This is a genomic window from Candidatus Dependentiae bacterium (assembly GCA_003511165.1).
Taxonomy (GTDB): Bacteria; Babelota; Babeliae; order Babelales; family UBA12411; genus UBA12411.
The window spans coordinates 30695-57527 of the sequence record DOJW01000002.1; the positions used below are offsets into that span (position 1 = coordinate 30695).

Here is a 26833-nt window from a genome sequence, read left to right on the forward strand (position 1 = left end):
TTAATAAGTAATTTTTATTTGCTAAATAATGGTTTCGTTCTTTTTAAATCGCTACGCATTTCTAATGCTGGAATTGGCCTCATTATTATTGAGGGTCTGACAAACTTCTTTTTTAAAAGTACTTGTTTTATTTTAGGTGTTAACGAATCAAAAATTGTTTTAAATTCTGGATTTGATTCTAGATATATAGGTTCTTGCATGCAAGATTTAATAAACAGCATTTGTTGTGATGTTAGGTTTTGTTTTGGAATAATATCGGTAAAAATTTTGTAGGTATAATCGTCCAATTGAGTAATAAGAAGTTGATTGCAGATAATGGTTTTTCTAATATGATGTTTATCGACATCAAGCATGACAGGTTGCAAGCTTAAGTCGTCATTAATTTTCCAAATTTTTTCGGTGTAATAATCTTCTAATGTAGTAATAAGAAAACCATTTTCAAATCTTGCATATTTAATTTGATGACCGGGAATTTCAACCATAATTGGTTGCAAGATTGAATTGTCGTTAATTTTCCAAATTCTGGGGGTATCATCTAATTCAGCAATAAGGACTTTATCTTTAATTCTGGGTTGTTTAATTCTATGGCCGAGAGCTACAATTGGTTGTAAACTATAATCATCATGAATTTTCCAGATTTTATAGGTTTCATTTTCTAAATGGGCAATAAGAAATCCATCTTCAATTGTTGCACGTATAATTTGATGGCCATCAGTTTCAATTATGATTGGTTGCAAGCTTGTGTCGTCGTTGATTTTCCAAATTTTATAAGTGTTATTATCTAATCCGGCAATAAGAAAACCATCTTCAATTTTTACATACATAATTCGATGACCTTCAGCTTCAATTATGATTGGTTGTACGCTATAATCGTCATTAATTTTCCAAATTCTGCAGGTATAATCTTCTAATGTGGTAATAAGAAAACCATTTTCAAAATTTGTATATATAATTTGATGACCTGCAATTTCAACCATAATTGGTTGCAAGCTTAAGTCGCCATTAATTTTCCAAATTCTGCAGGTATCATCTTCTAATGTGGCAATAAGAAATCCATTTTTAATTGTTGCATATATAATTTGATGACCAGCAGTTTCAATTATGATTCGTTGCAAACTTAAGTCGTCATTAATTTTCCAAATTCTGAAGGTATCATTTTCCAATTTGGCAATAAGAAATCCTTCACTAATCTCGGTAGCGCTAATTCGATGACTTGGGATTTCAACTATAAGAGGTTGTAAGCTTGAGTCATCATTAATTTTGCAAATTCTGTAGGCATGATCGTCCAACAAGACAATAAGAAAATTGTTTTCAATTTTGGCATCTATAATTTTATGACGATGGCCTGGAATTTCGAAATTTGAAAATAAAGCAATTTGTGCTTTTATTTTGTTCGCTAACTGTTGATCGAAATTTGATGGTAAAAATTGGTTAGGAGCAAAAGCTTCAGGGTTTTGTTTAAAAGCATCTAAAATTGATTGAGAACATAAAATTTTTGCGAGTGATTTGTATAGCAATTCTTTTAATTGAGCTACTTGGAAAAAATCACTCATTAAGAATAAATCTCGAAGAATATTTGGATCTTGAATAGAGTTGATTTCTTCTAGAAGTTCTGATTCTAATTTGTTATGAATTTTGTTTAAAAAGCTTAAAAAAATAATAATATTTTGTTTTGAATAAGTTAAAGAAATTCTTTTATTTATGCTTTCTCTAAAACCGCTAGACATCATTTTTTGTAGCACGGGGGAAACGGATAAGATTTCGGAATCGACAGACATTGACCATTGAGATTGTGCACTTTCGATGGAATATAATTCTGCATTTATTGAATTTGTAATAAAAATAAAACCAAGTAACGTAAATTTAATGATTTTTGACATGTTTTTCATAAAAAACCTCTCATTTTTATGTTTTAATTCATCTTTGTTTATAAGTTCTAATTGAATTTTAATTATGCATTAATATAAATTGATAAATTTATATTTGCAACTGGTTTGCTGGTAGATGTGCGAAAATTGCATTTTTATTAGTTTTTTTGAATTTTATAAAACGGATTTTTTAGGTTTTATAAAAATTTTTCATTATTTCCCTTAATTTTCCGATATGTAATTGATTTTTAAGTCTTGAGAAGTATAATAAGTTGTAAGGAATCTTTTTTGGGATTCTTATCAGAAAAACAATTCAAAATGTTGTTAAAATCAAAAGATTCTTTACAAGGGTAAAACCCGTAAAGAAATCAACATTAAAAATACATTCAAAATCTTTTGCGGGCTGACCCAAAAAATGTAAGTGTGCAAGCGGAAAAGTTGCATAGTTTCAAAAGCTTGCGGTTTTAGTCGTTGGTGAAGATGTATTTTTATTTGATGGAAAGGTTTTACTATGTTTAGTATCAATTCAATTATGTCAAAAGCGGTAGGTTTATTTTGGGGCGAAATGAGCAAAGATGAACTCAAGCGTTTTGGGATTTTATCAATAACATATTTTTTATTGATAGGCGCCTACTGGCTAACTCGTTCAATGAAAAACGCAGTATTCGAAAATCTTGTTGGTTATAGTAGATATCAGCCGTTTGCAAAAATGGTATCGCTTGTTTTCGTTATTTGTGCGGTACTTTTTTATAACAAACTGGTCGACCTTTTGAAGCGAGACACTCTTTTTTATATTTTCGCTACTTTTTTTGGAATTAGTTTTCTTGGTCTTGGATATTTAGTTGTACACCCCGATATTATAAGCATCTCGCAAGGCTCAATTCTCAGCAGCGTAACATCATTCATTCCAGGTAAGTTTTTGGGATGGTTTATGTATTGTTTCATTGAATCTTATGGATCAATTATGCCGGCTTTGTTTCTTTCGATTGTTGCAAGTACAATGACGACAGAGTTGGCAAAAAAAGGTTATGGAATGATTTTTACCTTTGCCCAACTAGGGTTAATCTTAGGAACGGGACTTGTTGCCACTTATCTTAAAACATTAGGATTCGGAGTACTTTTTGCAATTGGTGGTTTATCAATTTGTTTAATGCCATTTTTTCTTAAGTGCTATGTAAAACATTCACCAGTAGTTAAAGTAAAAAAAGCAGACGCTTCAGGACCCAAACCTCCAAAAACAGGCATGTTGGAAGGATTAAAACTTTTGTTAAGTCGTCCATACGTTGCAGGACTTTTGGTTGTTACAACAATGTACGAAATTATTAATACGATTGTTGAATTTCAGATGAATACATGCGCACTTAAAGTTTACCCAGCAAACTTAGATGGTGGAGTAGCCTTCGGGTGGTTTTCGGCTATGAATGGTTTGTCGCTTGGAATTTTGTCTTTGTTGTTTGCATTACTGGGAACAAGCTTTTTAATGCGAAGATTTGGTCTAAAGTTTTGTATAATTTCGTATCCTACAATGATTGGTATAGTGATTGCATCGATTTTTGTATTTTATATGGTAGGAGCAAGTCTTTACTTCTTGATGTGGTCATTTTTCGTAGCGGCAGTTTTATTTAAAGGGCTTAGTTACACATTAAATAAACCATCATTTGAAATAATGTATATTCCAACAAGCAAAGATATCAGGTTTAAGGCAAAAAGCTGGATTGATGGATTTGGCGGAAGAACAGCTAAAAGTGTCGGTGCAACGGTGACCGGTGTTCTTAGGGGTAATTTTTCAACCTTACTCATATTTGGAACATTTGCATCTCTTGGGCTTGTAGCTTTCTGGATATTTGTTGCTACATATGTTGGAAACAAATTTAATCAGCTGCAAAAAGAAAATAAGATTATCGAATAAAAAAGAATTAGGGGCCAAAATTTTGGCCCCTAATTCTTTTTTATTCGATGTTTTTTAAAACCATGGTGAAAAGTCGGTTTCGTTCTGGTGATCCATTTTTATTATTAGTTGACCGCTTTGCATTTTTAGCCCCAATGAGATTGGTAAAGTTGCAGGCAGGTTCGATAGTTTGTTGTTTTGAATTAGAAGTCTTTTAAGGCTTCTTAAATTACCTATTGACTCTGGCAGAACAGATATTCGATCGTTACCAAGATCAAGCACTACAAGATTAATTAGATTACCTATTGATTCTGGTACGGTAGTTAGTTGACGATTCATACCAAAATCAAGCACTAAAAGATTAATTAAATTTCCTATTGATTTTGGTATGCTAAGAAGTTGGCCGTTATTATGAACATGGATTTCTTGAAGCTGTATCAAATTGCCTATTGATTCTGGTAGGCTTGTTATTCGGGAATGAACAACATACAACACTTTAAGATGTCTTAAGGTTCCTATAGATTCTGGCAGCTTAGTGCCTAATCTCATAACAGAAAATTCAAGAAGATTTAATTCTGAAAAAAAATCCTCTGGGATTTTTATTAGCGAGCTCTCGAAATCTAAAGACAAATCTATGAATTCGGGATTAGCTTGTAAATATTGTTTGGCTTCGTCTAGATCAGCAGATACTTTTATGGTCCAATATAGTCGATTTCCTAGAGTTAATGGTTTAATAGCTAGTAGCTTTAAATCACTTGTAAAAAAAATAATTGATATCAAAAAAACTAAATATTTTTTCATCGCGTCCTTTAGTTAAAAATAACCCATAAAACAACACTTTTAATAAAAAAGTTCTTATTAAGATATGATTAATAATAAAAAAAAACAATGAAGCTTTTCTTCAAAACTACTTTAAAATTGCCTATTTTTTAGCTTTAAGTATTCTTAGAAATATTGTTAAAAAAGTTATTTGGTAGGTGTGAATATGATTAATCTATTTTTTAAGACTTATGGATGCCAAGCAAATGTCGCAGATTCGGCGCATTTGCAGTCGTTTTTGGGAAGTTTGGGAGTAGGTGTTGTTGAAAGCGAAATAGATGCGGATTTAATTATAATAAATTCCTGCGCGATTCGTGATAAAGCTGAACAAAAAATGTTTTCTTATGTAGGACAACTTGCAGATTTAAAGCGCAAAAAACCGTATCTTCGCATTGGGGTAATTGGTTGTGTTGCAAGTTACAAAAAAGATGAACTTTTTAGTCGTTTTGATCATATAAATTTTGTACATGGTTCGCGGGAAGAGATTGATTTATTAAAAGAATATTTAAGTAATGTTGTTGAATCAATTTTTTCTACAAAATCTTTTTATGAAAAAAATCCTACAGAATTTGAAAATAAAGTTGGTCAGGATCGAGATATCAAAAAAATCCTAGATCTTAGAAAAAGTAGAAAATCGTTAAATCTATTTTTAAAAAATAAATTTAATCCGCAAAAGATTGAAATAAAACAAAATGCGTTTAAAAAATCTTTTGTAAACATAATGACCGGATGTAACAACTACTGTTCATACTGCATAGTACCTTTTGTTCGTGGCATAGAAAAAAGCTATGAAATGGACGCAATATTAATGCAGGTGAAAACAGAAGTTGATAGCGGTGCAAAAGAGATTACTTTAATCGGACAAAATGTTAACTCTTATTGTGATCCAAAAACTGGTGCGAATTTTGCGGCATTACTAGAAAACGTTGCAAAAATTCCAGGCGAATTTTGGGTTCGTTTCATAAGTCCTCATCCAAAAGATATGTCAGAAGATGTTTTAAAAATTATGCAGCAGTATCAAGATAAATTATGTTCTTACATTCATTTGCCAATTCAATCTGGTTCGAACCGCGTATTGCAAGCAATGAATCGTCCTTACACCAAAGAACATTTTTTGAAACTGGTGGATACGATAAGAAAATATTTGCCACAAGCAACTGTTTCTACAGATATTATTGTTGGTTTTCCAGGCGAAGAAGAAAATGATTTTTTAGAAACATTTGATGTAGTGCAAAAGTGTAAATTCGATATGATTTATTCTTTTATCTATTCACCTAGGAGATATACGAAGGCTTTTGCTATGAAAGACGATTGTCCAAATCTTGTAAAGCTGGAACGACTTGAAAAACTACAAGCAATGTCAAAAAAAATAAATCTTGAAAATAATTTAAAGCATGTTGGAAAAGTTTTAAAAGTGCTTGTAGAAAGTGAAATGGAAAATGGTAATTTAGCAGCTAGAACAACCGGAAATATTCTTGTATCTATTAATGATAACAAAGAAAATATTGGTAAGTTTGTAAATGTTAAAATCATCGATGCGCATGTTGCAAATTTAGATGGTCAGATCGTTTAAAAAAATAGTTGTAAACAAATTTATAAAAAGCTATGCTATTAGCTGTTTAAATTGAAATTTTTAATATATCCCAATTTTAAATTTGATGTTTAAAAAATAGTTTGTTAAGATGGCGGCATAGCCAAGTGGTAAGGCATGGGTCTGCAAAACCTTGATCCCCGGTTCGAGTCCGGGTGCCGCCTCCAAAATTTGAAATCATTTTTTAAAAAATTGGTTATAAAAATTTGAAATATTTGGTTGCCGGGGTGGCGGAATTGGTAGACGCAAGGGACTTAAAATCCCTCGGGTTTGAACAACTCGTGCCGGTTCGAGTCCGGCCCTCGGCACCATATTTAAAAAAATAAATTTCTAAAAAAACTTTTTTCATTCTCTGTCAAAAAAACTTTAAATTTTCCTTCAAAAAAATTTAATTGTTCAGAAAACTTGACAAAACAATTTGTATCAACAATCCTCAATAGTGCTACTTAATTTATTGTATTGATTCCCTTATCTAAACGAACGTATGTTATATAATGTTATTAAATAAAAACAATATTTCACAAATAAGGGTTGACTATGAATAAAGCGATGTTAATTGAACAAATGGCATCACATACTAAGCTTCCAAAAACAGTATGCAAAAATGTTTTAGAAGCTTTCATGAAATCTGTAGAAGGTTCTTTGAAAAAAGGTAAATCAATTATCTTAACAGGATTCGGAACATTCACAATCATGAAAAGAAAAGCAAGAGTTGGAATAAATCCATCAACAGGTAAGAAGATGCAAATACCAGCAAAAAGAGTTCCTAAATTTAAACCTGGAAAGAAATTAAAAGAAGTTGTTCTTTAATAACTTTTAGTTAATTTAATGCAATAAGGGGCTAAATTATTAGCCCCTTATTTTTTTATTATTGAAAACCAATTTTTGATTATTGTATCCTAAAATAGGTTTAAACTTCTAAATAACGGGGGGAATGTTATGGAAGATAATTTTTTAGGAAGAATGGGGAGCAATATGAAATATATTTGGGATAAAATTGATATTAATTCTTGGTTGGAAAAAATTGGAATAAAATCGCCAGAAGTTATTCGCAACTTAAAGTTTTTTTTGATAGCGTTTTTTGTGGGATATTTTTTTAAAAAATATTTTAAATTTATTGTTGTTTGCGCGGTTGTGATGATTTTGATCGGAGTAATTTTGCATTCGCAAAATATTTTGTCAATAAATGTTGAAGCGCTAAAAACTTTATTACACTTTGATCCGTCTAAAACCACATTGCAAAATCTTTTTATCAACTTTTTTGCTTGGGTAAAAAATAATATTATTTTATTTTTGCTGACATCAGTTGCTTTTTTATTCGGCTATAAATTGGGATGATTTTTCATGAAACATGATTTAAATGAAAAAGAGATTACCTATCAGCTAAAAAAGCATGAAGATAAACTTCTTGAAGGTGTTGAAGAGGATCCGGTTATTTCAGTGGTTGATTCAATTTTGTACAAAGCTATAGAGAGTAGAGCGTCGGATATTCATTTGGAGCCAACTAAATCAGATCTTCGAGTCCGATATAGAATTGATGGTATTTTGTACGATCAACCTGCTGTGAGTTTTGCGCAGCGTTTTTTGGTTTTATCTAGGCTAAAAGTTTTGTCTGGGCTTGATATCGCTGAAAGTAGACGTCCGCAAGATGGGAAGTTGATGGTTTCTATTGCAAAATCTTCTATTAATCAAAATCCAAATTTTATTGATTTACGAATATCGACTTTTCCATCTATTTATGGTGAAAAAGTGGTTATTCGAGTGCTGGATAAATCTAATCAAGTTGTAACCATACAACAACTTGGATTCAACAAAAATATTTTAGATGGCATTAATAATTTATTGGGTAAATTAAACGGGTTTTTCCTGGTAACAGGTCCAACCGGATGCGGAAAAACAACTACTCTTTATGCTATGCTTTCCGGTTTGGATAAACGAAAACTGAATATTGTAACTATGGAAGATCCTGTTGAATATGATATTGATGGAATTTGTCAAAGCCAGGTAAATAGTAAAATTGATTTTGATTTTGCAAATGGAATGCGTACAATTTTACGGCAAGATCCAGATGTGATAATGATAGGAGAGATTAGAGATAAGCCGACAGCATCAATGGCTATCGAAGCTGCTCTTACAGGCCATTTAGTTTTGAGTACTTTGCATACATCAAGTGCTTCGGGTGCTATTGTAAGACTTATAGAAATGGGGGTTGAGCCTTTTTTGATAAATGCTTCAGTGAGTGGAATTATTGCGCAGACTTTGGTTAGAAAATTATGTGATAAATGCAAAGTTGAAGTAGAGCTCGATGAAAAAGAACGACAATATTTAGAAAACAAAAATATAAAATTAAAAAAGGTTTTTAAAGCAAAAGGCTGCAGAGATTGTTTAAATACTGGTTATTTTGGCCGGATAGCTTGCGCTGAATTACTTTTAATTACTGATGAAATTCGAAATTTAATTTTGCAGCAATCGCATGCTAGCGAAATAGAAAAAATTGCTACTAAAGCCGGAATGATTTTAATGAAAAACGATTTATTGTCAAAGTTAGAATCAGGCTTGATTTCCCTTGAGGAATTTTTGAACAATATAAATTAAAAAAGGGATGTGTAAACATCCCTTAAACTTTAAAAAATTACAAATCAACTAAACAAATTTTTAAAGAAATTTATAATACTTTCCCAAAATGAAGTTGATTCTTTTGGTGTTGAAAAATCTAAATGAGCCTTTATCCAGATATTATCAGAAAAATAATTAGATTGGCTCTTGTCTTTTCTGTGACTTAATAAATTATCAAGCTCAGAATATTTTTCTAGTGGTGCGATTTCTTTTAAATATTCTTTAGAAATAACTATATTATTAAGTTTTTCTGGATGTGTGACATCAGATGAGTACGTTTTTATATTTGTATCAAGAGGTATGAAGTTTAATTCTTTAAATTCTGTTTCCAAAATAGAAAAATTAGTGGCGTTATTATAAGTGTCATAATTGAAACTACCGCATATTATAGTAGCTTCGTTTTGAAGATTGTTTTCTTTAATATAAGTTTTGAGCGATTTTATTTGTGGAGCTGTATTTTCTTGCCAGTTTTGGGTATCTTGCGTTTCTTGAAAGTGACAATTTATGACATTTAGATATTTTTGCGTTTGCGCATTTTGAAGTCTGACATGTAGACATCGTGGTTGATTTCCGGTTGTTGGGGTCTTTATATAAATTGGTTGGTTAGAGATAAATTTAAAAACTTTTTTCCATGCGGTAAAAAGTTTTAATCGTAAACTTTTATTTTCAGGATCTTGTTTGTCATAGTAGGTATCGTAATCTTGTTTTGTGAAATGGTAGTCTTGTTTAATAAATTCGTTTTCTATATCTTTTACTGTTTTTATATCTTTTTCATTTGGCTGAGGGTCTAAAGAATCTCTTACGATAGGCCATTCTTGCATGCAAACTACTTCGACATTTGGTTTAAATATTTGATCGAAAAGAAATGTTCTAAACAGTTCAATTCTTTTTTCTTTTTTTAATTCCCATTCTGTTTTGTATCGCTCTCCGTAAGTTGTAATTTCTTTTTTAAATGAACTACGATATGCACTATCTTGGAGTACATTGCAGGTTATGATTGAGAATTTTGCAAAAATGAGATTTTCAGAAAATGACCCTAATAAAAACAGTAGAACTACTAATCTTTTTTTATTCATAACTAAACCTTTTAAAGTAATTTTAGAAAATTATTAAAGTCTAAAATTTGTGCATTTAAAAGCTAGTATAAAATGAATTAATTTTGCAATTTTTTGAAAAAATTAATTTAATATTTTTTTAAAAAAGCTAGAAAAACCACCCGGTTGGTTAGTGGCTAATTTTGTAGCATAATTTTGCAGCGCTTTTTTACTTTCAGCATCAAGTTTTTTAGGAATATCGCAATCAATAATTATTACAAAATTGCCGAGTCCATAACCTTTGAGATTTTTAAAACCTTTTCCAGTTATAGATATTTCTTTTCCGACTGGAGTTCCTGCGCTTATCTTAATCTTTTCGATTGTTTGATTTATATTTTCAATTTCGATCTCTGTGCCCAAAACTAGTTCTGGATAAGAAAGTGTGATGTGGCGAATGAGATCGTTGTTTTTTCTATAAAAAGTTTTATCTTCTTTGATGTTTACTCGCAGGTAAAGATCTCCTGTTGGGCCACCGAACATTCCGGCATCGCCTTTTCCGCTTAAGCGAAGTTCGGCGCTATCAAAAATACCTTCTGGAATGTTGACTGTAAAATTTTCTGTTTTTTGAATTCGAGATTGACCCTTGCAGCTTGGACATGGATCGGAAATTGTAAAACCTTCTCCGTGGCATTGATTGCAGGGTTGGGAAAATGCAAAAAATCCTTGTTGATAACTAATTTCGCCGCTTCCTTTGCATTTGCTACATTTAGTTGGTTTGCTTGTATTTTTGCATCCTGTTTGATTGCAATTTTCGCAAGGAATGTAATGATAAACATTTATTATTTGCTGGCAACCGGAATAAGAATCTTTTAAAGAGATTTCAATGTTTTTTGAAAGGTCGTGACCAGCTCTTGGAGTTAGTCCGCTTTTATTTGATTTACGACTTTTTGCAGCACCGCCAAAAAAATCTCCAAAAATATCACCAAAATGTTCAAAAATATCATCCATGTTCATGTTGCCGCTAAAACCGGCTCCTTGTCCTAATCCTTCATGGCCAAATTGATCATATTTTTTTCTTTTTTGTTCGTCCGATAGAACTTCATAAGCTTCGGCAGCTTCTTTAAATCTGTCTTCAGCTTCTTTATTTCCAGGATTTCGGTCAGGGTGATATTTTAAAGCTAATTTTCTGTAAGCCTTTTTTATTTCATCGGCAGCAGCGTTTTTGGATACCCCTAAAATTTCATAAAAATCTTTTTTTTGCATTTTTACCTCTTAATAATTTTTAAAAATTTGAGTCAAATCGACTCAGATCTTGAAAATTAATTATAACTAGATGAACGGCTTAAAACAAGGGTATTTTATTAAAAATATAGAAAATTAATATTTTTTTGAGTTTTTTGGTGCCGAAGGGGGGATTTGAACCCCCACCCTATTTCTAGGACTAGACCCTGAACCTAGCGTGTCTGCCAGTTTCACCACTTCGGCAAAATGTTTTTAGCAATTTTAACACCTTTTTGCTGGATGTAAAAGCCTAGATTTTATTTATTTTAAAGCTGTTTTTGATTTAAAGTTTGTTTTAAGTTTTCATATTTTTCACAGATTGCAGCTGAATATACGATGTCACCATTTCTTGCAGGTTTAAAAAAGATACCGCTATTTTTTTTGTTTAATTTGTTTTCCAAATATTCTATTAATTCAAATAAGTTCATGCTGTTTCCGCTTCCGATATTGAAAATGTCTCCACTTATCTGATTTTGCATAGCGATAAATAAATTGGCATTTACTACTTCACTTACATGAATAAAATCTCGAGTTTGTTTGCCATCTCCATAAATAACAAGGGGTTCATTATTTTTGATTGCTTTTTCAAATTTTGCGACAACGGCAGCATATTCGCTGTTAAATTTTTGGCGCTCACCAAAGACATTGAAATATCGTAAAGATGCGGTTTTGATTCCATATTTTGAAGAAAATTCATTGCAGATATTTTCGGCTTGAATTTTACTTTCAGCATAAGGAGATTTTGGGTTTGTATCGTCATTTTCGCTGCAAGGTTGTTGCTTATCTCCATAAACAGCTGAAGAAGAGGAAAATATTAAGGTTTTTGCATTGTTTTTTACAGCGGCGGATAAAACATTAAAAGTTCCCATAACATTTATTTCCCAGCATTTTGAAGGATTTTCAATGGAATATGGAACGGAAACTAAAGCAGCTAAATGAAAAATAATATCATTATGCTTTGTGGCTTTTTCGCAAGCTTCTTGAGAGAGAACATCTTCTTTTATAAGTTTAATTTTAGATTTTATATTTTTTAGATTATCTTCATTTCCGCTGGATAAATTGTCGAGCACTGTAACTTTTGCGCCTAAAGAAACCAGCTTTTCTGTTATATGAGATCCGATGAAACCAGCACCCCCAGTAACCAAAACATGTTTATTTTTGTAAAACGCGTTCATTTTTTATCTCCTTTTTTTGGGAAAATTCTTCATTACGGTCGATTGTTGATTTGGTAGCTCCTTGAAATAATTTTTTTGAATTTGAAAAAATTTGATCCGTTATATTTTTACCATCTAGTATAGCTTCTTCCATACTTGAATATTTCCATTCTCCATATCTTCCGATTGAATAAATAGAATATTCTTTAAGGTTTGTAATAACATTTTGTAAGTTTTTTTCTCTCCAGCTGTCGTAGATTACATAAGCATTTTCGATGAAAAGATTTTTTTCTAATGAAATATTTTCTTTTTTTAATTTTAAAAAATCTAAAGTTAAATTGATTGATTTTTGGGTTAAATTATTTATTTGGATTTTTGATTTTTTTCCAGCTATGAACGAAATCTCGCCGTAAAGACTACTTTGATTTTTGGGAGTTAGTTGTGCGTCTACACTGCTAAAAAATCCTATTCGATAGAATGGATATTGCTTTTGTGGTATATAAATCCAATTTTTGTCTGTTAAGTTTGATTTATTTATTCCCAAATTAAAGTTTATTACAGAGTTATTTTTTAGATTGTGAGCAGCTGTTTGTAGTTTAGAATTAGGTTTTTCTTGTAGTGTTAAAAGCATATTCTTAAGTGGAGTGGTGTTTATTAATATGTCAAAATTTTCGCTGTGACCATTTTCAAAAATAACAATTTTATTTTTTAAATCTATTTTTGTTGCTTTGTAATTTGTTTCAATTTTGTTTTGAATACAGTTTTTTATGTTATCTGTTAACGTTTGAATTCCGCCGTTTTTGGGATAATAAAATTTTTGATTGTAGCCGAATTGATTTTCAAAATTTTTGTCTAAAGATCCTTGCAGAATATCATCAAGTGTAATTTTAGGAACAAATCTTCCGGTCCAGCTGTGATGCAATGTTTTTGGATTTGTTGCAAGTAATTTGCCGTTGTAAGGAAAGAGAAAATGTTTACCAATGCCATTTCCAAAATATTTTAAAACCCATTGATGAAAATTTTTTGGTTGTTTTAAATTTGTTTTGCGATTAATAAATCCTTTGATGCATTCGATTATTACTTTTTGTGGTAAAGGCGAAAGGTTTACTTGAAATGGATATTTAACAAAAGTGTCATGCGAGTAGATAAAGGCTTTGCGGGAGAAGTGGTTAAATGTATTTTCAAAATTGGATTTATTTTTCTCTAAGATTTTATTTAGAAATTCTTGAAAATATTGATTGCTTATGTGAATCCAGTGACCTGTATAATCAAATGTGAAACCATCAACGCTTATTGATCTGCAAAGGCCACCAGGATGTGTATCTTTTTCAAATATTTTGTAATCAAAAAAAAATTTTTCTTCTAAATGATATGCGGTAGACAGTCCTGTCAGGCCGGCTCCAAGGATTACTACTTTTGCCACAACGCCTCCTTTTTCTATTTTGAATTAATAGATTTGATAAGGATAAATTTTTTATTTGAACTTATAAAGAAAAATTTAAAAAAATTTATTGTAGATAACAAATTTTGATTGCATTGTCGTTTTGTAGATTGAATCGTCCATTTTTGAGTCTTTCTTCAAATTGTTTTGCAAAGTTTAGAACAAGAAAATATTTATTTATCGCAACAAGTTTTTCATCAAGTAAGAATGTAAATTCTTGCTTTTTTTTATTCCAAATTCCATCACTTACAAAATATTTTTCGATTAACATTAAAGGGTCATATTCTTTTTTTTGATAAAGAGAAGCAGCGATGTTTTCGATATGTTCACCGCTCCATTTTAAAGTTATTTTTTTTAAATTTAATACTTTTTTTGATCTAAAGATTAGCTCAAAAATTAAAGCTCTTTTTTCTTTGATGTTGCAAGTTTTGATATTTTGTTCACCTAGATCTTGCCACAAGGAGGTGGTTTTGAGACTAAATTTTTCGTTTAATATTTGGCTGTTTAGATTGGTTTGAATTTGAAAACTTAATAAAAATATTATTAAGTTTTTTAAGATTTTTAGTTCGCTTTTTTTTACGACTTTTAGCATCTTCATCTCAATCTACCTTTTGTGTTGAATGTTTTTATTTAGTTTATCAAAGAGATGCAATATAGAAGAAATAATTTTAATAAAAATAAAAAAAAGATTTTTAGAGGTGGAAGTTCTAGGCTTTTTCTAAAGATAGGGCATAAATTGAAAAATTAAAAAAATCATATTCGATTAGATAACATAATTTTTTTAATTTAAGGTCTGCTGGAACTTTTAAAACCGGAAAGGTATGTTTTATAGCTTTGTAAAAGGTTTTATCTATATTTTCATTGCCGCAAGATTCTACTTTTTGCGAATCTTCTAGTTCCCCTTTGTCATTAAAAGTTATTTGCACAGATGTTGGCTTGCTTAATATATGAGTGATGTTTAAATTTCTGCATTCGATTCGGATAGAATGCATCATTGAATTTGCTACTTTATTTAAATAATTCATGTAACGTATTTTTTCCTGTATTACTTCCCAAGGTGCATCTTCATCTCCATCTTGAGTTATGTTTCCTATTCCATTAAATCTATTTAATTTAATTATCTGTTTTTTACTATCTTTTGGCAGAGGTAAAACTGTTTTTTCATTTTCTGCTACAAAATCATTTTCATCGTAAAAAAGTTTGGGTTTTTCAGTTTTAGATGTTTTGTTTGGGATTGATTTACTTTTGAATAGGTTGCTTAAAGCCATTTGTTTTAGTTTAATCTCATGATCATCTTTTGTTTCTGAGACTTCTGATTCTTTTGTTTCTTGATCTTGCGGTATTGTTTCTTTTTTTATTTTGGAAGGTTTTGAAGCAGGGATATTTCCATTTTCGCTCAAATTTTCAAATTCTAATTTGCTAGGGTTAATTTTTTTTTCTTTAAGTTTTGCTTCTTTTGTTGAAGAATATTTTTCTTCAATTTGTTTTGGTGTTATTTCTTCTTTTAAATCTTCATTTTCAACGAATGTTTCTTTTTCGGATTCTTTATTTGGAGTATCATTTTTTTTGTGAGCTATTTCAAGAGTTGATCCTTTTACCACTTCGCCATTTGGTGTAAACATGATGTCTAATTTGTATTTTTTTTCTTTAGGATCTGATTTGAGCGGGGGGATTTCTTTTTGTTTTTGAGCTTCCTGTGGTAATGACGGAGCGGTTTGTGGAGTTTCTTTTTTTGGAGGAAGCTTGTTTTCCGCCAACTTAGTTTCATTTTTTAAATTTTCATCAGGTAGAAATATAACTTTGGTTTCAACCTTTTTGTCGTTTCTAGGCCAATAAAAGGTTCCAGATTTGAATTTTGTTTGTAGAAAGAAAAATAGAAATATTAAGTGAAGTATTATTGATATTGCGATTGCAATAATAAAAACTTTTTTTCGAATTAATTTTTTAAATTTCACTAATTTTATCCTTTTTATATCAACTAGTTTAATTGATAAAGAAGTCTATTTTCATTAGTTATAAATTTCATTGAGGTTTTTGTTATTTTAAAAGGTTATTTTAAGAGATTAATCATCCCTTAAAAATTATTCCAATTATTTAATTTAATTCCATTCTTCTTTAGTTTCTTTATTTTTCACTCTATCTCTAGCTGTCACCTTGCGTGTAGCAAATCAAAAAATAAATTAAAGACTAAAATAAACGAGAGAAGAGTTGGTGAATATTCAAAAAATTAATAAAAATAAATTAAATAATAATTCCTTAAAAATAATAAAAAGAAGTTATAGAAGAATAAAAAGAACTATTTTTTTATTAATTTTAAATTTTAATACCAATTATTTTAAACTCCCCATTGATTAAAATAATAAAATGGTTTTTTAAAGGAAAATTTATGAAATATTTTTTTACAAAAGTAGGCTTAGCAACAATCTTTTTGGGCGGATCTTTTTTGATTGCAACTGTTGAAACTAAAAAAGTGTTAACAGTTGGTGGTGTCACTTGTGACTTTTTTCTTGAAATGGATGGTAAGGGTTTAGATTATATTTCTTTAACTGATGAGGGTAAAAGGGTTTCTTTTATAGCATTTCATGAGGGGAATAAAGTTGATTTGACAGGATTGCATCAGTACAGTGGCGGTGGAGCGGGCAATGCGGCTGTTTCTTTTAGCAAGCAGGGGGTTGAAACTGCAGTTTTTTGTAAAGTAGGAAACGATTCTTTTGGGAAATCTATTTTAGAAGAATTTAACAATTTTGGAATATCTACAAAACATGTTTTGGTTGATGAAAAGCTTACAACAGCTAGTTCTTTTATTATTTCATCACAGAGTGGCGAGCGGACGATTCTTGTTAATCGTGGAGCTAATACCAATATTAAATTGGAAAGCTTTGCGTCTTCGGTGCTTGAAGAAGTTGATGGAATATATATAACAGCGCTAAGCGGTAAGTCGGCGGAAATTTTGCTTCCAATTTTGCAAATGGCGCATGAAAAAAATATTTTGGTTGCGCTCAATCCTGGAGTTGCGCAGCTGAAGGGAGGTAAAAATTGCATTTTGAATGGATTAAAATTTATAGATATTTTAATTTTGAATGAAGTAGAAGCTGCAGTTTTAGCAGAAACTTTTTGCAATTGTGGATTCAATTTATCTAATAAACAATTAGAAAATTCTAACAATAAAAATATTCCAGAATTTTTGCAGAAACCGATTTTTGCAAAAGGGGAAAGGATGGTTTCATTAACAGATTTTTGTAGCTCTTTAATCGCCCTGGGACCAAAGATTGTTTTGGTAACAAATGGTAGCGCGGGAGCATATGCTTTTAGTGAAAAGGCTGTCTTTTATCATGCTATTTTACCAGTAAATGTTGTGAACACAATAGGCGCGGGGGATGCTTTTGGATCTACATTTGTAGGTTCTTTTTTAAGTGGGAAAAATATAGAGCAGTCTATGAGGTTTGCGACAATTAATAGCGCATCGGTGGTTGGAGTCGAAGATGCAAAAAGTGGTCTTTTGTCAAAAAAGGAAATCGAAGAGCGATCTTTAGAAATTAGAAGAGATTTTTTTTCACAGTTCTTGATTTATTGATTTTTAATTTTTTAATCTGACAAAATTAAGTAGCAAAAAGAATAAAAAGTAAAAAAATATTTTTATTGCAAAAGTTTTGGACTTTTGAAAAGGTAGTTTTGTTGCTAAAAGTTCAAATAAAGCCAGGTAGAATAGTAAAGAAAAAAAGAAGGAGAGGATGACGATGAAACAAAATCGCAAACTGCTTATAACGATCCTAGCAGTAGGATTAACGACAAGCGCAGCAGCAATTGATAACGCGCATTTTTATAAAGCTGCACATCTGCATAGATCATCAACAACAAGTGTATTTGATAAAGTAGAAAACTATGAAAATTATAATTGGTTTACTAAATTAGATTTGTCATATGCATATGGAGATGCAAGATCATCTTGGGACAAAAACGGTCACACAGGCTCACTTTTAAATAGAGTCGGTACGCACAACATGTTGTATCTATTTGAAAATGTTACTAAACTTTCAACATTTCAATATTATGCCGATTTCTTTTCAATGGCTGTAGCAAACCATGCAGGAACAAACGACAATTTTGGTCAATTAGATTTCCATGGCAAATTCAGAATTCATGATGTTAACATAGATCTTCGTCAGAATTTGGTATCAAAATTCTTTGTAAATTTACAGGTTCCAGTTCGTAGTGTAAGTGTACGAAGCATTTCTTATACAGATCTTTCACCAGACAATGGAATTTATTCAAAGACAACGCATGAGTGGATTCAATTCAAAAATCAATTAAATACGATTTTAAACACTTATGGCTATAACTCTTATGGCTCAAAATATGAAAAGACATCATTTGGTGATGTAAGTTTACTTCTTGGCTGGGAAGGTGATTTCAAGACTGAAGGCAAAGACCCAATTAAATTTAATTTGACAGCAAAAGCTGGAGTGTTATTCCCAACCGGTGTCAAAGAGAAGACAAATTATGTTTTCTCAGTTCCAACTGGATACAATGGCCACTGGGCTATTCCTCTGTTTGTACAATTTGACATGATTCCAAATGATTGGCTTACAATTGACGGCCAAGCTAGCGCAGCATTCTTCTTCGACAAAACAATGAATAAGAGAATGAAAACTTTCTCAAAACAACAAAGTGATATTCGCCTAGCACAAGGAAATGCAAAAGAAGAAAAAGGAACATTATGGCATCTTGGTACCGATATCAAATTTGACCATATTTTAAAAGGTCTTTCAGCCCTTGTCGGATATTCCTACAACAAACAAGAAAAAGATACTTTGACTCCAAAAGATTCTTCACTCTTTGATCATTCAGCAGTCAATAGCGATAGTTTGATTAAAGGTTTTACGATGCATGTAATTCACTTCATGGTCGATTATGACTTTAGTGTTCACATGTCAGATTCGAAATGGGCACCTCGCTTAAATGTTTTCTATAACTATCCATTTGATGGTAAGAATGCATTTAAAACAGATATGATTGGAGCCGGACTTGGCATGGATATTCGCTGGAAATTTTAAATAAAAATGTTAATTAGTTAATGAAAAAAAATAAGGAGAATAATATGAAGCAACTTAAGATTTTGACGCTGCTTGGCGCTGCATGCTTGTTCACATCGCTTGCAGCGGTTGTGCAGGTTAGTCAAAGTAGCAGTGTTACCAATTTTGCACAAAATATATCTGCAAAAGCTTATGACCGTTATACGGGTACATTTTATCTGGGAACACAGCAGCCAAATTTTAATTACTCACTTGCAATGGCTGGTCGTGATGCTACTGTATTTACGCCGCTTGCAACTGCAGCGTATGATGCTTTCAATTATGCAATAACCACAACAAGTTTAGGATTAATAAATAATGGCGGTGGAGCTGCAACTCATTTGGTATTTACAACAACAAACCCATTTTTGAATGCAGTAGTTCTTACCGATGCAAATTATGTAACTACAGGTTTAGCTGTTCGTTTAACCGGCACTGATAGTAATGCATCGAGTTTTGATACAGTTGTAGGTTCTACAGAATTTGCATTTTTGCGTGTTCATGGATTTCCAGGAACTGATTCATTAGGATCTGGAATTACCGCCGTTTGGTTTAGTGGAACAAGTGCACCTCATTTGATGGGCAATGCTGTTAAATGGAATTCAGCTAAAGGAACATATTATGGTGATGGTTCACCTATGCGTATTGCAAGTGCTGACTCTGTTATGACATTGTCTCCACATGTAAATGATTTATATTGGAATCCAACATTTGCAACTTTATTTATTACGGGAACTGTAAATGCAAGAAATGTTGGCGCTGCAACGACTGATTATTATTCTGCTATTTCTACTGCAACAATAGCAGGAGGAACTCTTGTTTTAAGAGATATTTTGCCTTATGGTGTAAATCCTGCTGCAAGCAATTTAAAAACAATTTTTGCTTATACTAATGCCTCTAATGCAAGTATAGCTTCTATTAATATTAATAAAATACGTACAATGACTACATCAACTGGTAATAATTATTTAATTGTTAATGGCGGAATTGAACAGTATGGAGCAACAACTTCTGTTGGTAACAATATTTATTGTTTACGTTACAGTACAACTGAATATCAAGTCATACAAAACAAATCATACTATGTAAATTTACCAAATAACTTTAACGAAGTTACATTGGCTGGTGATTCTGCATATTCATTAACTGTTGGTGGTGGCACAGCTCCTTGGGCAAGTACATCATATGCTTCTGATATGGAAGTGGTCGGCGATACTGTTTATGTATCATTTCATAGTTCTTTAGCCGCTCGTGATGCAAATAATGACTTTGGTGTTTGGTCTTCGCAAGCTCTTTTTGATAACAATGGAACAATTATTGGCTGGACAAAATGGGAAAGAGTAATGACTTCTTTTGGAGGTTTCGATACGCCAAATATTTATCAAGATAAAGCTAGATTCTTCTCTGTTGATGCAAAAACTGGAAAAGTTTGGGAAGTTGTAAATGAATCTACAGATACAAATCCAAGAATTGTTTATAGAACAAGCTGGATAACTTCAAGTTTTACCGCTGATTCTTTGCCTTACAAATTAAATCAAGATTCATTTTTCAACGATTATGGAATTTCTTGTTGCTTGGATTTAGTTGCAGGTACAACATCTCTTTATAATCCAAGCAATCCTTATAACTCAATGGCATTGTTTGGTGGTTATCAGCAAGTTGCTATGGCTTTGACCTCTTTTGGTAATCAAAGAGAAACTAATTATGAGGATTATAATTTTGGAACTCCTTTACAGTATTATAGTAAAACAACTCTTCCAAATTCAGCAATGGTAAGATGTTTGCAGTTCTCGAGACCTATGATGGAAGCCGCTGCTACAAAAGGATATTTCTTTGCAGGAACCGATAATGGTTTATATGTTTATGCAAAAACAGCTAGTCCTTATGCAGGATTTGATACTTCACGAGGATCGGGTGGTATTTCTGATAATTTAGGTACTTTCTTCTCAACCCCTGATACTTATGCATGGCGTAAAATGTCTTCAAGTTCAATTGAAGGAACAGTCTCTCAAATAGAAAGTGACGGTGTTTATATTTATGTTGTTGAACAGGATATTACATCCATTGGAAGCTTGAAGAGCAGATTGTGGAGAATAACTCTTGCAAATGATGTTACCGCCATGACAACTGTAACCAAAATCGCAGAATCAGGCGCAACCCGTAGTATTCCTACAAATGCTGTAATTTCTGGATTTAAGATTGTAACTAATGCAACAGGCCAACTTGTTTACGGAGTTCTATCTACAAATGCCGGAGTTTTTGATTCAAATGTGTCATTAACTGGATTTGATATGGGCGTTCTTGCACATAGTTGGACTACTATAGATAGTACAAGATGTTATCATTCATTATATGCGCCAAAACATACACCAACATCAAGCATTCCGGACTATAATGGACAATCTACAAAACTATTTGGAATAAGCTTCTCGGATCCAGGTCTCCAAAATTACTATCAAAACAGTCAGTTTAATATAATCAATTCACCATTTGCAGCTTCTCCAGTTGTAAGAAGTGATTATACGAACTCAAGCAGTTCGATCACCTATCTTGATCGTTCACTATCATTCTACACAGATGGTGGTAGAAGATTATTCACAAGGTTCGATCCGACTGAAACATTAACTTACAGTTCATTAGATTCACTTCCATACAATTCAGCAGAGTGGAATATGTCGGCTCCATTTGCCCCATCAGAAATTGGTGTAAATGCAGATATTTCTAGAATTCACTGGATTGAAAATATTTCAGGAATTGGAACAATCTTAGCAGGAACTGATAACGGAGTTATTTCCTTAGAATAGTTTTGCAAAAAACAAATAAATAGAAAGGGGCGGAATTTTCCGCCCCTTTCTATTTATTTGTTACAATCCATGTTTTGTCTAATTTTTAATTAAATATTTTTTAAATTTTAAAATTTTTGATATTTATTTCTTCTTCCGTTTCTTTATTTTATTAATTTTATTTTTACCTGCTCCCGCAGAGGGGCAAGGAGATTTTGTCGCAAAAACCTCCTTGCATCCTCCATGCGCCAAAAGAGCACTTTTGGATTTCCTACAACGCTAAACTATCTGGATGCAACTACGTTGCACTGCGATAGTAGCGTTGCAATAAGGATATACAAATTTTATTTACTGGGTTTAGAACATTTGCGAAAATCTATTTTATATTTCCTTTATTTTTCTAAATTTGAAGTGTTGAAAAATTTAGAAAAACGTCTTTATGAGAGTGTAGGATTCCAAATTAGCGCTACCTGTTTGAACCCGCCGTCACTAAAGTTATGGCGGGCTGGCTGCTGTCCATCTTGATTTACGTAGAGCCTGTCCGCCGAAGTTTTAACGAAGGAGGAAGATTACAAAGAAACCTCTTTGTTTTGGGGATCCAAGGGTGCTCAAATTCAGCACCCTTGGCCCATGCGGGTAACATCTTTGATAAAATAAAAAAGAAAAATAATCGTAAGTAGAGTTGATTAATTAAGTTTAAAAAATATGAATTATAAAAATAGGGATATAAATAAGGGATGATCTATACCTTATGATTGACTTTGAAGCCATTTAATAAATTTTTTTAAAGCCATAAGTCTATAAGCAAATTCTTTTTCATCTTCACTTCCTCTAATTTGCGAATAAGTTTTATCGCTACCATCTGGAACGAAAATCGCATCCCAAGGAAGCCCTTTTGGGGCATCAAAATTTGATGGTTTAACTATTTTGCCATCACATCTGCCTTCAAAAACTTCAAGATTATTTTCATCGATATAAACCATATACAAAAGAAAATATGCTTCCATATTTTTACCCAAAAGAGAAAATACGCCTTCGAATCCAATTCCTCTCAAGATAAATTTTGTCATAGTGCCAGGGAAATTGTTGAAACATTTGAAGTAAATTCCAGCGTCGTCAACAAGAACTGGTTTTTTGAGAATTTCGAAAGCTTGTTTAGCTTTTGAGATTGCTATAGCTTTTGCATCTGTTGTTTGGTGTTCAAAAAGATCGCCATCGAATTGTTTTAGATTTATCGAAGAAGAAACATGAGATTTTAGAAAACGGTTAACTTCATCGAATTTTCCGGGATTTGATGTAGCATAAAAAATTTCTTTTTTCATAAAAGTTCCACGATTTTCGCCTTATGCTTCGGCGGACAGCTTTCGCTTTATTTTTGCTGTCAGAGTTATAATTAATTTCTTAGTATGACTGGCCTTGCCAGCTAAAGCTTTAGCGAAGACTGGTGTGCCCGACAGGACTCGAACCTGTGACCTACGGATTAGAAATCCGTTGCTCTATCCAGCTGAGCTACGGGCACTAGATTTAAAATAATGAAGAAAAAATGGTCGGGGCGGCCAGACTCGAACTGGCGACCCCTCGCTCCCAAAGCGAGTGCGCTACCAACTGCGCCACGCCCCGACATAAGCGTTTGATTCTTTTGGGGTGGGCGATGGGACTCGAACCCACGGCCACCAGAACCACAATCTGGCGCTCTACCAACTGAGCTACGCCCACCAAGATATTTCAATAAAAGAATTTATTTAATGAAGTAATTATACCTACAATAATTCAAAAATCAAACTAATCTTTTACTTTTTTTATATCGATTTCATCATCTGTCAAGAAATGTTCTTTTATATATTTTATAGCGTCTTTTCTTGTGGAAATTTTCTGTGGTTCTATTTTATTTGCTAAAGCTAAAATATTTATCATATTTATCGCTGTTTTTATCTGGGTGTCATTTTGCATTGCTTTTCTAAATTTTTCTTCCCAAGAAAGATCTTTCTCATCTTTTTCTTTCTCTTTTTCCTTTTTTGCAACAGTTTCTTTTTTACCCGATGCTTCTTGCTGTGTTATATAATTTTTAAGTGAGCTTTCACTGCCGTAAAAAGCTGTGAACCATTTGGACTCTTCTTCAGAAATTATTTTTGATTTTACAAGAAAATCGGGCTCGATTCCTTTTGCTTGTATCGATGTACCATCGGGAAGGTAATAGAGCATTGTCGTAAGTTTGATAGCGCAACCATTGCTTATAGGAATAACTTCTTGAACTGAACCTTTACCAAAAGTTTGGGTGCCTAGCAAAAAGACCATCAATGGATACGATTTGTCTTTTTCTTGTGTATATTCTTCGGAATAATGTTTTAGAGCTCCTGCCAAAATTTCGGATGCTGATGCTGAGAAATTGTCGATCAAAATAAATAGTGGAATAGAGGTTTTGTAAACAGGATTGGATGAGGTTTTGTATTCCCCTGTTACTACGCCGTCACGATCTTTGGTTGCTACGACAAGTGAATCTTTTTTTACAAAAAGTCCGGCCATGTCGACAGCAACTTCTAAAATACCACCTGGATTTTTCCTTAAATCAAAAATTATTCCGTTGCATCCGGATGCAGCAGCTTTTTTTAGGAATTTAGTGCTATTTTCTGCAGCGTTCTCAGAGAATAATCGCAAGGAAATATAAAATATATTTGAATTTTTGAAATGGTAGCAGGTTGCTACTTCGTTTTTGATTATATTTCTTTTTATCTCGAAATCTTTTTCCATTAATTTATTATTGCGAATTACTTTAACTTTGACGCTAGATCCTTGAGGTCCTTTTAATTTTGCAATTACTTCGTCAGATGATAATCCTTTTAATTTTTCACCATCGACTTCTACTATTTTATCCCCAGGTTTTATCCCTGCTTTGTCGGCAGGTTTACCTTCGATAACATCGGTAACTATAATCCAGTCATCACTAATATCTTTGCTGATTGTGCTAACACCGATTCCACTAAATTCACCTGACGTGGAGTCCATGATTTCGCCATAGCTTTTTTTTGTAAAAAATGAAGAATGTGGGTCACAGTAAGGGACTCCTGATTTGAAACATTCTTCAAAAAAGGGAAGAAACTGCGGTTTTCGGAATGCTTTACGTTCAATAATTCCTACGATTTCACTTGTCATCCGTAGGCCTTGATAAATTTCGCTATTATTATCGGTTTGAGGTTGTTTAGCTTTAGATTGATTTGCTAAAAGTTTATTATTTTGAGATAGAATTTTAGGCAATTTAGCATTATTTATTGAAACTTTTTGGAGAATAATATTTTGTGGCGTTTTTGGTTCTGTTTCTTTTAAAATTGTGTCTTTATCAAGCTTGTTTTTTGATAAATTAAGTTTTATCGAATCGCTACTTTGTGTTAAGTTTCGGGCAAAAACGGTATTTTTTTGCAGTAAAAGTAAAATTGCGGCAATATATAAAATAATTCTTATTTTCTTCATACACTTTCCTTTTTGTTTAATTGGTTTTTAACTATGCAAAACTTAAAAGTTAACTTTAACAGAAACTCATATCTTCTAGAAAGATTTCAAAATAATTATTTCAAGATTCGCGGCAAAATGATTCCAAACGAGATATCTGTTATTTGTGATTGCGATCAGGTTTGGTTAAAGAAGGGGAAAAATAAGTTTTGTAGCTGCTGCTTTGATCAAATTTATTTCTTTTCAAAAAATAAAAAATCATTTTTAAACCCAAACATTAAAATCAAAAAAAAGTTATGCAAAAAAATTGATGCAGAAGTTTTGAAAAAAGTTTTAGAATTTTTCCAAAGTTACAAAATTAGCGATAAATATTGGACAATATTGGATTTGCATACAAAGCAAATCGATAAAGTGAAAGATGTAGTTTTAGACTTTTGTAGTGTGTGTAGCAAAAGAGAAATTTTAAATCTGCAAAACAAGATATATCCAAAATATGCAAAACGTGCTTTGCAAAATTTTAGCCAAAAATTGTCTCAAAAAGAAACTCAATTTGATTTAGAAGTTTTCAAAAAAAAATATTTAGCAAAAAGTTCTCCTTATAGTCTGTTATTTGCGACCTTTTGTGGAAGTGGTTTAGAAAATGATTTTTTAAAGGATAGTTATTTATCAACTTTGCTTGCTGTTTTACCTGCCAAATCACAGCAAGATAGTATGATGCTTTGTGGTGGACATGATAAAGATGAAAAGATTGCGGCTATAAAAGCTGTGATGGAGTTTGTAGAGCGATATGCTTTGCGCAATTTATCTTTAAATTCGCCAATTTTTATATCTTATAAAGATGAAAAAGATTTGCATTTTGCATCTATGGGTGATTTTAAAAAACAATTTAAAAAAGAGTTAGTAGATAAAAAATTTGAAAATGATCTTGAAAAATATACGACTATAGCGATTGATGTTACTGCGGAAAAGGCTGTTTTAATTCCTTTACAAACAATTTTTAATAGTGAAAAATTTTTGACGGCAAATAGACTTGATTTAAATAAATGTGCAATTTCTTCTACAAGTAATGGATTTGCGGCACATTCAAATTTTGAAAAAGCTGCAGAAAAATCAGTTTTGGAGCTTGTCGAGCGAGATGCATTTATTCGCTGGTGGAGTAAACCTGAAAACTGTATCGTTTTGAAAGTGGCAAAAAAGCTACAAAAAGAGATGGATCTGATTGTTAATTTTATTAAAGACAATTTAAATGTTGAAACTTATATAAAATTTCTACTTTTATCATCCCCACTCAATGTTCCTGTAGTTTTAGCTTATTTATCCTCTTCTCAAAAGGATGGATATCCGGCAATAATTGTTGGGGCATCCGCAGATTTTGATCTCGAATCAGCAAAAACGAAAGCATTTAGCGAGCTTAAAATAGGTATTTTAAACTTTATTGCACGATTTCAAAAAGATCCAAAATGGCTTGAAAAAGGAATTGATTTAGAAAGTTTTAAAAAATTTGATATCCCAGAAGATCATTTTTATTTTTATCAGCATCCAGAAGTTTTGCCACATTTAAAGTTTTTAAAAGTTATTTTAAATTCAAAGAGTCAAGAAAATGTTAAATGTGATGGGCCCAAAAACTTTGATGAATTGAAAGTTAAAGTGAAAAAACAGGGTTTTAATTGGTATTTAGTGGATACTACTCCTAAGGTATTTGAAAAAAGTGGAGTTTTTGTTGTAAGATCATTTATACCGCAGCTTTATCCACTTTATTTTGGAGCTATTTGGCCTTTTGATATGAAATGTTCAAAGCTTTCGGTGGCAAGTAAATTTCCTCATTGTTTCCCATGAGGGTTG

The 26833-nt window shown here is 31.9% G+C and carries 20 protein-coding genes and 6 tRNA genes; 12 read left to right on the forward strand and 14 right to left on the reverse strand.

The window, feature by feature from the left end; genetic code table 11:
* Positions 1-14: 14 nt before the first annotated feature.
* Positions 15-1889 (reverse strand): hypothetical protein, encoded by a 1875-nt coding sequence (locus tag DEA20_00990; GenBank protein HBS47764.1) that lies wholly within the window; start codon positions 1887-1889, stop codon positions 15-17.
* Between the two features lie 490 nt (positions 1890-2379).
* Here DEA20_00990 and DEA20_00995 point away from each other — a divergent pair, with 490 nt between their 5' ends.
* A complete protein-coding gene (locus DEA20_00995) occupies positions 2380-3777 on the forward strand; it encodes a hypothetical protein (GenBank protein ID HBS47765.1) in 1398 nt (465 codons plus the stop codon).
* A 54-nt stretch (positions 3778-3831) separates the two neighbouring features.
* On the opposite strand, the gene DEA20_01000 is transcribed toward DEA20_00995, so the two are convergent.
* Positions 3832-4557 (reverse strand): hypothetical protein, encoded by a 726-nt coding sequence (locus DEA20_01000; GenBank protein ID HBS47766.1) that lies wholly within the window; start codon positions 4555-4557, stop codon positions 3832-3834.
* 184 nt (positions 4558-4741) lie between these two features.
* On the opposite strand from DEA20_01000, the gene miaB reads away from it, so the two are divergent.
* The 6 genes from miaB to DEA20_01030 all read left to right on the forward strand — a co-directional run bounded on the left by miaB (position 4742) and on the right by DEA20_01030 (position 8761).
* Entirely contained in the window at positions 4742-6148 is a 1407-nt protein-coding gene (gene miaB, locus DEA20_01005; GenBank protein HBS47767.1) for a tRNA (N6-isopentenyl adenosine(37)-C2)-methylthiotransferase MiaB, read from the forward strand.
* A 111-nt stretch (positions 6149-6259) separates the two neighbouring features.
* Positions 6260-6333: transfer RNA gene (locus DEA20_01010), tRNA-Cys, on the forward strand.
* A gap of 54 nt (positions 6334-6387) precedes the next feature.
* Positions 6388-6477 (forward strand) — tRNA-Leu (locus tag DEA20_01015).
* A 226-nt stretch (positions 6478-6703) separates the two neighbouring features.
* Complete coding sequence (locus tag DEA20_01020) at positions 6704-6976, forward strand: DNA-binding protein (protein ID HBS47768.1); 273 nt, start codon at positions 6704-6706, stop codon at positions 6974-6976.
* A 129-nt stretch (positions 6977-7105) separates the two neighbouring features.
* Positions 7106-7504, forward strand: a complete 399-nt coding sequence (locus DEA20_01025) for a hypothetical protein (GenBank protein ID HBS47769.1) — start codon at positions 7106-7108, stop codon at positions 7502-7504.
* A 6-nt stretch (positions 7505-7510) separates the two neighbouring features.
* Entirely contained in the window at positions 7511-8761 is a 1251-nt protein-coding gene (locus DEA20_01030; GenBank protein HBS47770.1) for a type II secretion system protein GspE, read from the forward strand.
* 44 nt (positions 8762-8805) lie between these two features.
* Here the strand turns inward: DEA20_01030 and DEA20_01035 are convergent, their stop codons facing one another.
* From DEA20_01035 to DEA20_01065, 7 genes are all read right to left on the reverse strand, one after another.
* Positions 8806-9858 (reverse strand): hypothetical protein, encoded by a 1053-nt coding sequence (locus DEA20_01035; GenBank protein HBS47771.1) that lies wholly within the window; start codon positions 9856-9858, stop codon positions 8806-8808.
* A gap of 102 nt (positions 9859-9960) precedes the next feature.
* The gene (dnaJ, locus tag DEA20_01040) at positions 9961-11079 is read right to left on the reverse strand and encodes a molecular chaperone DnaJ (GenBank protein ID HBS47772.1); all 1119 of its coding nucleotides are present in this window, start codon (positions 11077-11079) and stop codon (positions 9961-9963) included.
* A gap of 135 nt (positions 11080-11214) precedes the next feature.
* Positions 11215-11301, reverse strand: a tRNA-Leu gene (locus DEA20_01045).
* A 62-nt stretch (positions 11302-11363) separates the two neighbouring features.
* A complete protein-coding gene (locus DEA20_01050; GenBank protein ID HBS47773.1) occupies positions 11364-12272 on the reverse strand; it encodes a nucleoside-diphosphate sugar epimerase in 909 nt (302 codons plus the stop codon).
* The gene (locus DEA20_01055) at positions 12250-13692 is read right to left on the reverse strand and encodes a hypothetical protein (protein HBS47774.1); all 1443 of its coding nucleotides are present in this window, start codon (positions 13690-13692) and stop codon (positions 12250-12252) included. The genes DEA20_01050 and DEA20_01055 overlap by 23 nt, the downstream gene beginning before the upstream one ends.
* A 67-nt stretch (positions 13693-13759) precedes the next feature.
* The gene (locus tag DEA20_01060; GenBank protein HBS47775.1) at positions 13760-14290 is read right to left on the reverse strand and encodes a hypothetical protein; all 531 of its coding nucleotides are present in this window, start codon (positions 14288-14290) and stop codon (positions 13760-13762) included.
* A gap of 109 nt (positions 14291-14399) precedes the next feature.
* Positions 14400-15647 carry a hypothetical protein gene (locus tag DEA20_01065; GenBank protein HBS47776.1) on the reverse strand — a complete coding sequence of 416 codons (1248 nt, stop codon included), beginning with the start codon at positions 15645-15647 and terminating at the stop codon, positions 14400-14402.
* A 431-nt stretch (positions 15648-16078) separates the two neighbouring features.
* On the opposite strand from DEA20_01065, the gene DEA20_01070 reads away from it, so the two are divergent.
* From DEA20_01070 to DEA20_01085, 4 genes are all read left to right on the forward strand, one after another.
* A complete protein-coding gene (locus tag DEA20_01070; protein ID HBS47777.1) occupies positions 16079-17266 on the forward strand; it encodes a carbohydrate kinase in 1188 nt (395 codons plus the stop codon).
* 163 nt (positions 17267-17429) lie between these two features.
* Positions 17430-18746, forward strand: coding sequence for a hypothetical protein (locus tag DEA20_01075; GenBank protein HBS47778.1), 1317 nt, complete (start codon positions 17430-17432; stop codon positions 18744-18746).
* Positions 18747-18790: 44 nt separating this feature from the next.
* Entirely contained in the window at positions 18791-21568 is a 2778-nt protein-coding gene (locus tag DEA20_01080) for a hypothetical protein (GenBank protein HBS47779.1), read from the forward strand.
* 222 nt (positions 21569-21790) lie between these two features.
* Complete coding sequence (locus DEA20_01085; GenBank protein ID HBS47780.1) at positions 21791-22072, forward strand: hypothetical protein; 282 nt, start codon at positions 21791-21793, stop codon at positions 22070-22072.
* Positions 22073-22296: 224 nt separating this feature from the next.
* On the opposite strand, the gene DEA20_01090 is transcribed toward DEA20_01085, so the two are convergent.
* The 5 genes from DEA20_01090 to DEA20_01110 form a co-directional block, all read right to left on the reverse strand.
* Positions 22297-22869 carry a hypothetical protein gene (locus tag DEA20_01090; protein HBS47781.1) on the reverse strand — a complete coding sequence of 191 codons (573 nt, stop codon included), beginning with the start codon at positions 22867-22869 and terminating at the stop codon, positions 22297-22299.
* 120 nt (positions 22870-22989) lie between these two features.
* A tRNA-Arg gene (locus tag DEA20_01095) sits at positions 22990-23066 on the reverse strand.
* A 25-nt stretch (positions 23067-23091) separates the two neighbouring features.
* A tRNA-Pro gene (locus tag DEA20_01100) sits at positions 23092-23167 on the reverse strand.
* Positions 23168-23187: 20 nt separating this feature from the next.
* Positions 23188-23263, reverse strand: a tRNA-His gene (locus DEA20_01105).
* A gap of 66 nt (positions 23264-23329) precedes the next feature.
* Positions 23330-25012 (reverse strand): hypothetical protein, encoded by a 1683-nt coding sequence (locus tag DEA20_01110; GenBank protein ID HBS47782.1) that lies wholly within the window; start codon positions 25010-25012, stop codon positions 23330-23332.
* 33 nt (positions 25013-25045) lie between these two features.
* On the opposite strand from DEA20_01110, the gene DEA20_01115 reads away from it, so the two are divergent.
* Positions 25046-26827, forward strand: coding sequence for a hypothetical protein (locus DEA20_01115; GenBank protein HBS47783.1), 1782 nt, complete (start codon positions 25046-25048; stop codon positions 26825-26827).
* Positions 26828-26833: the final 6 nt, after the last annotated feature.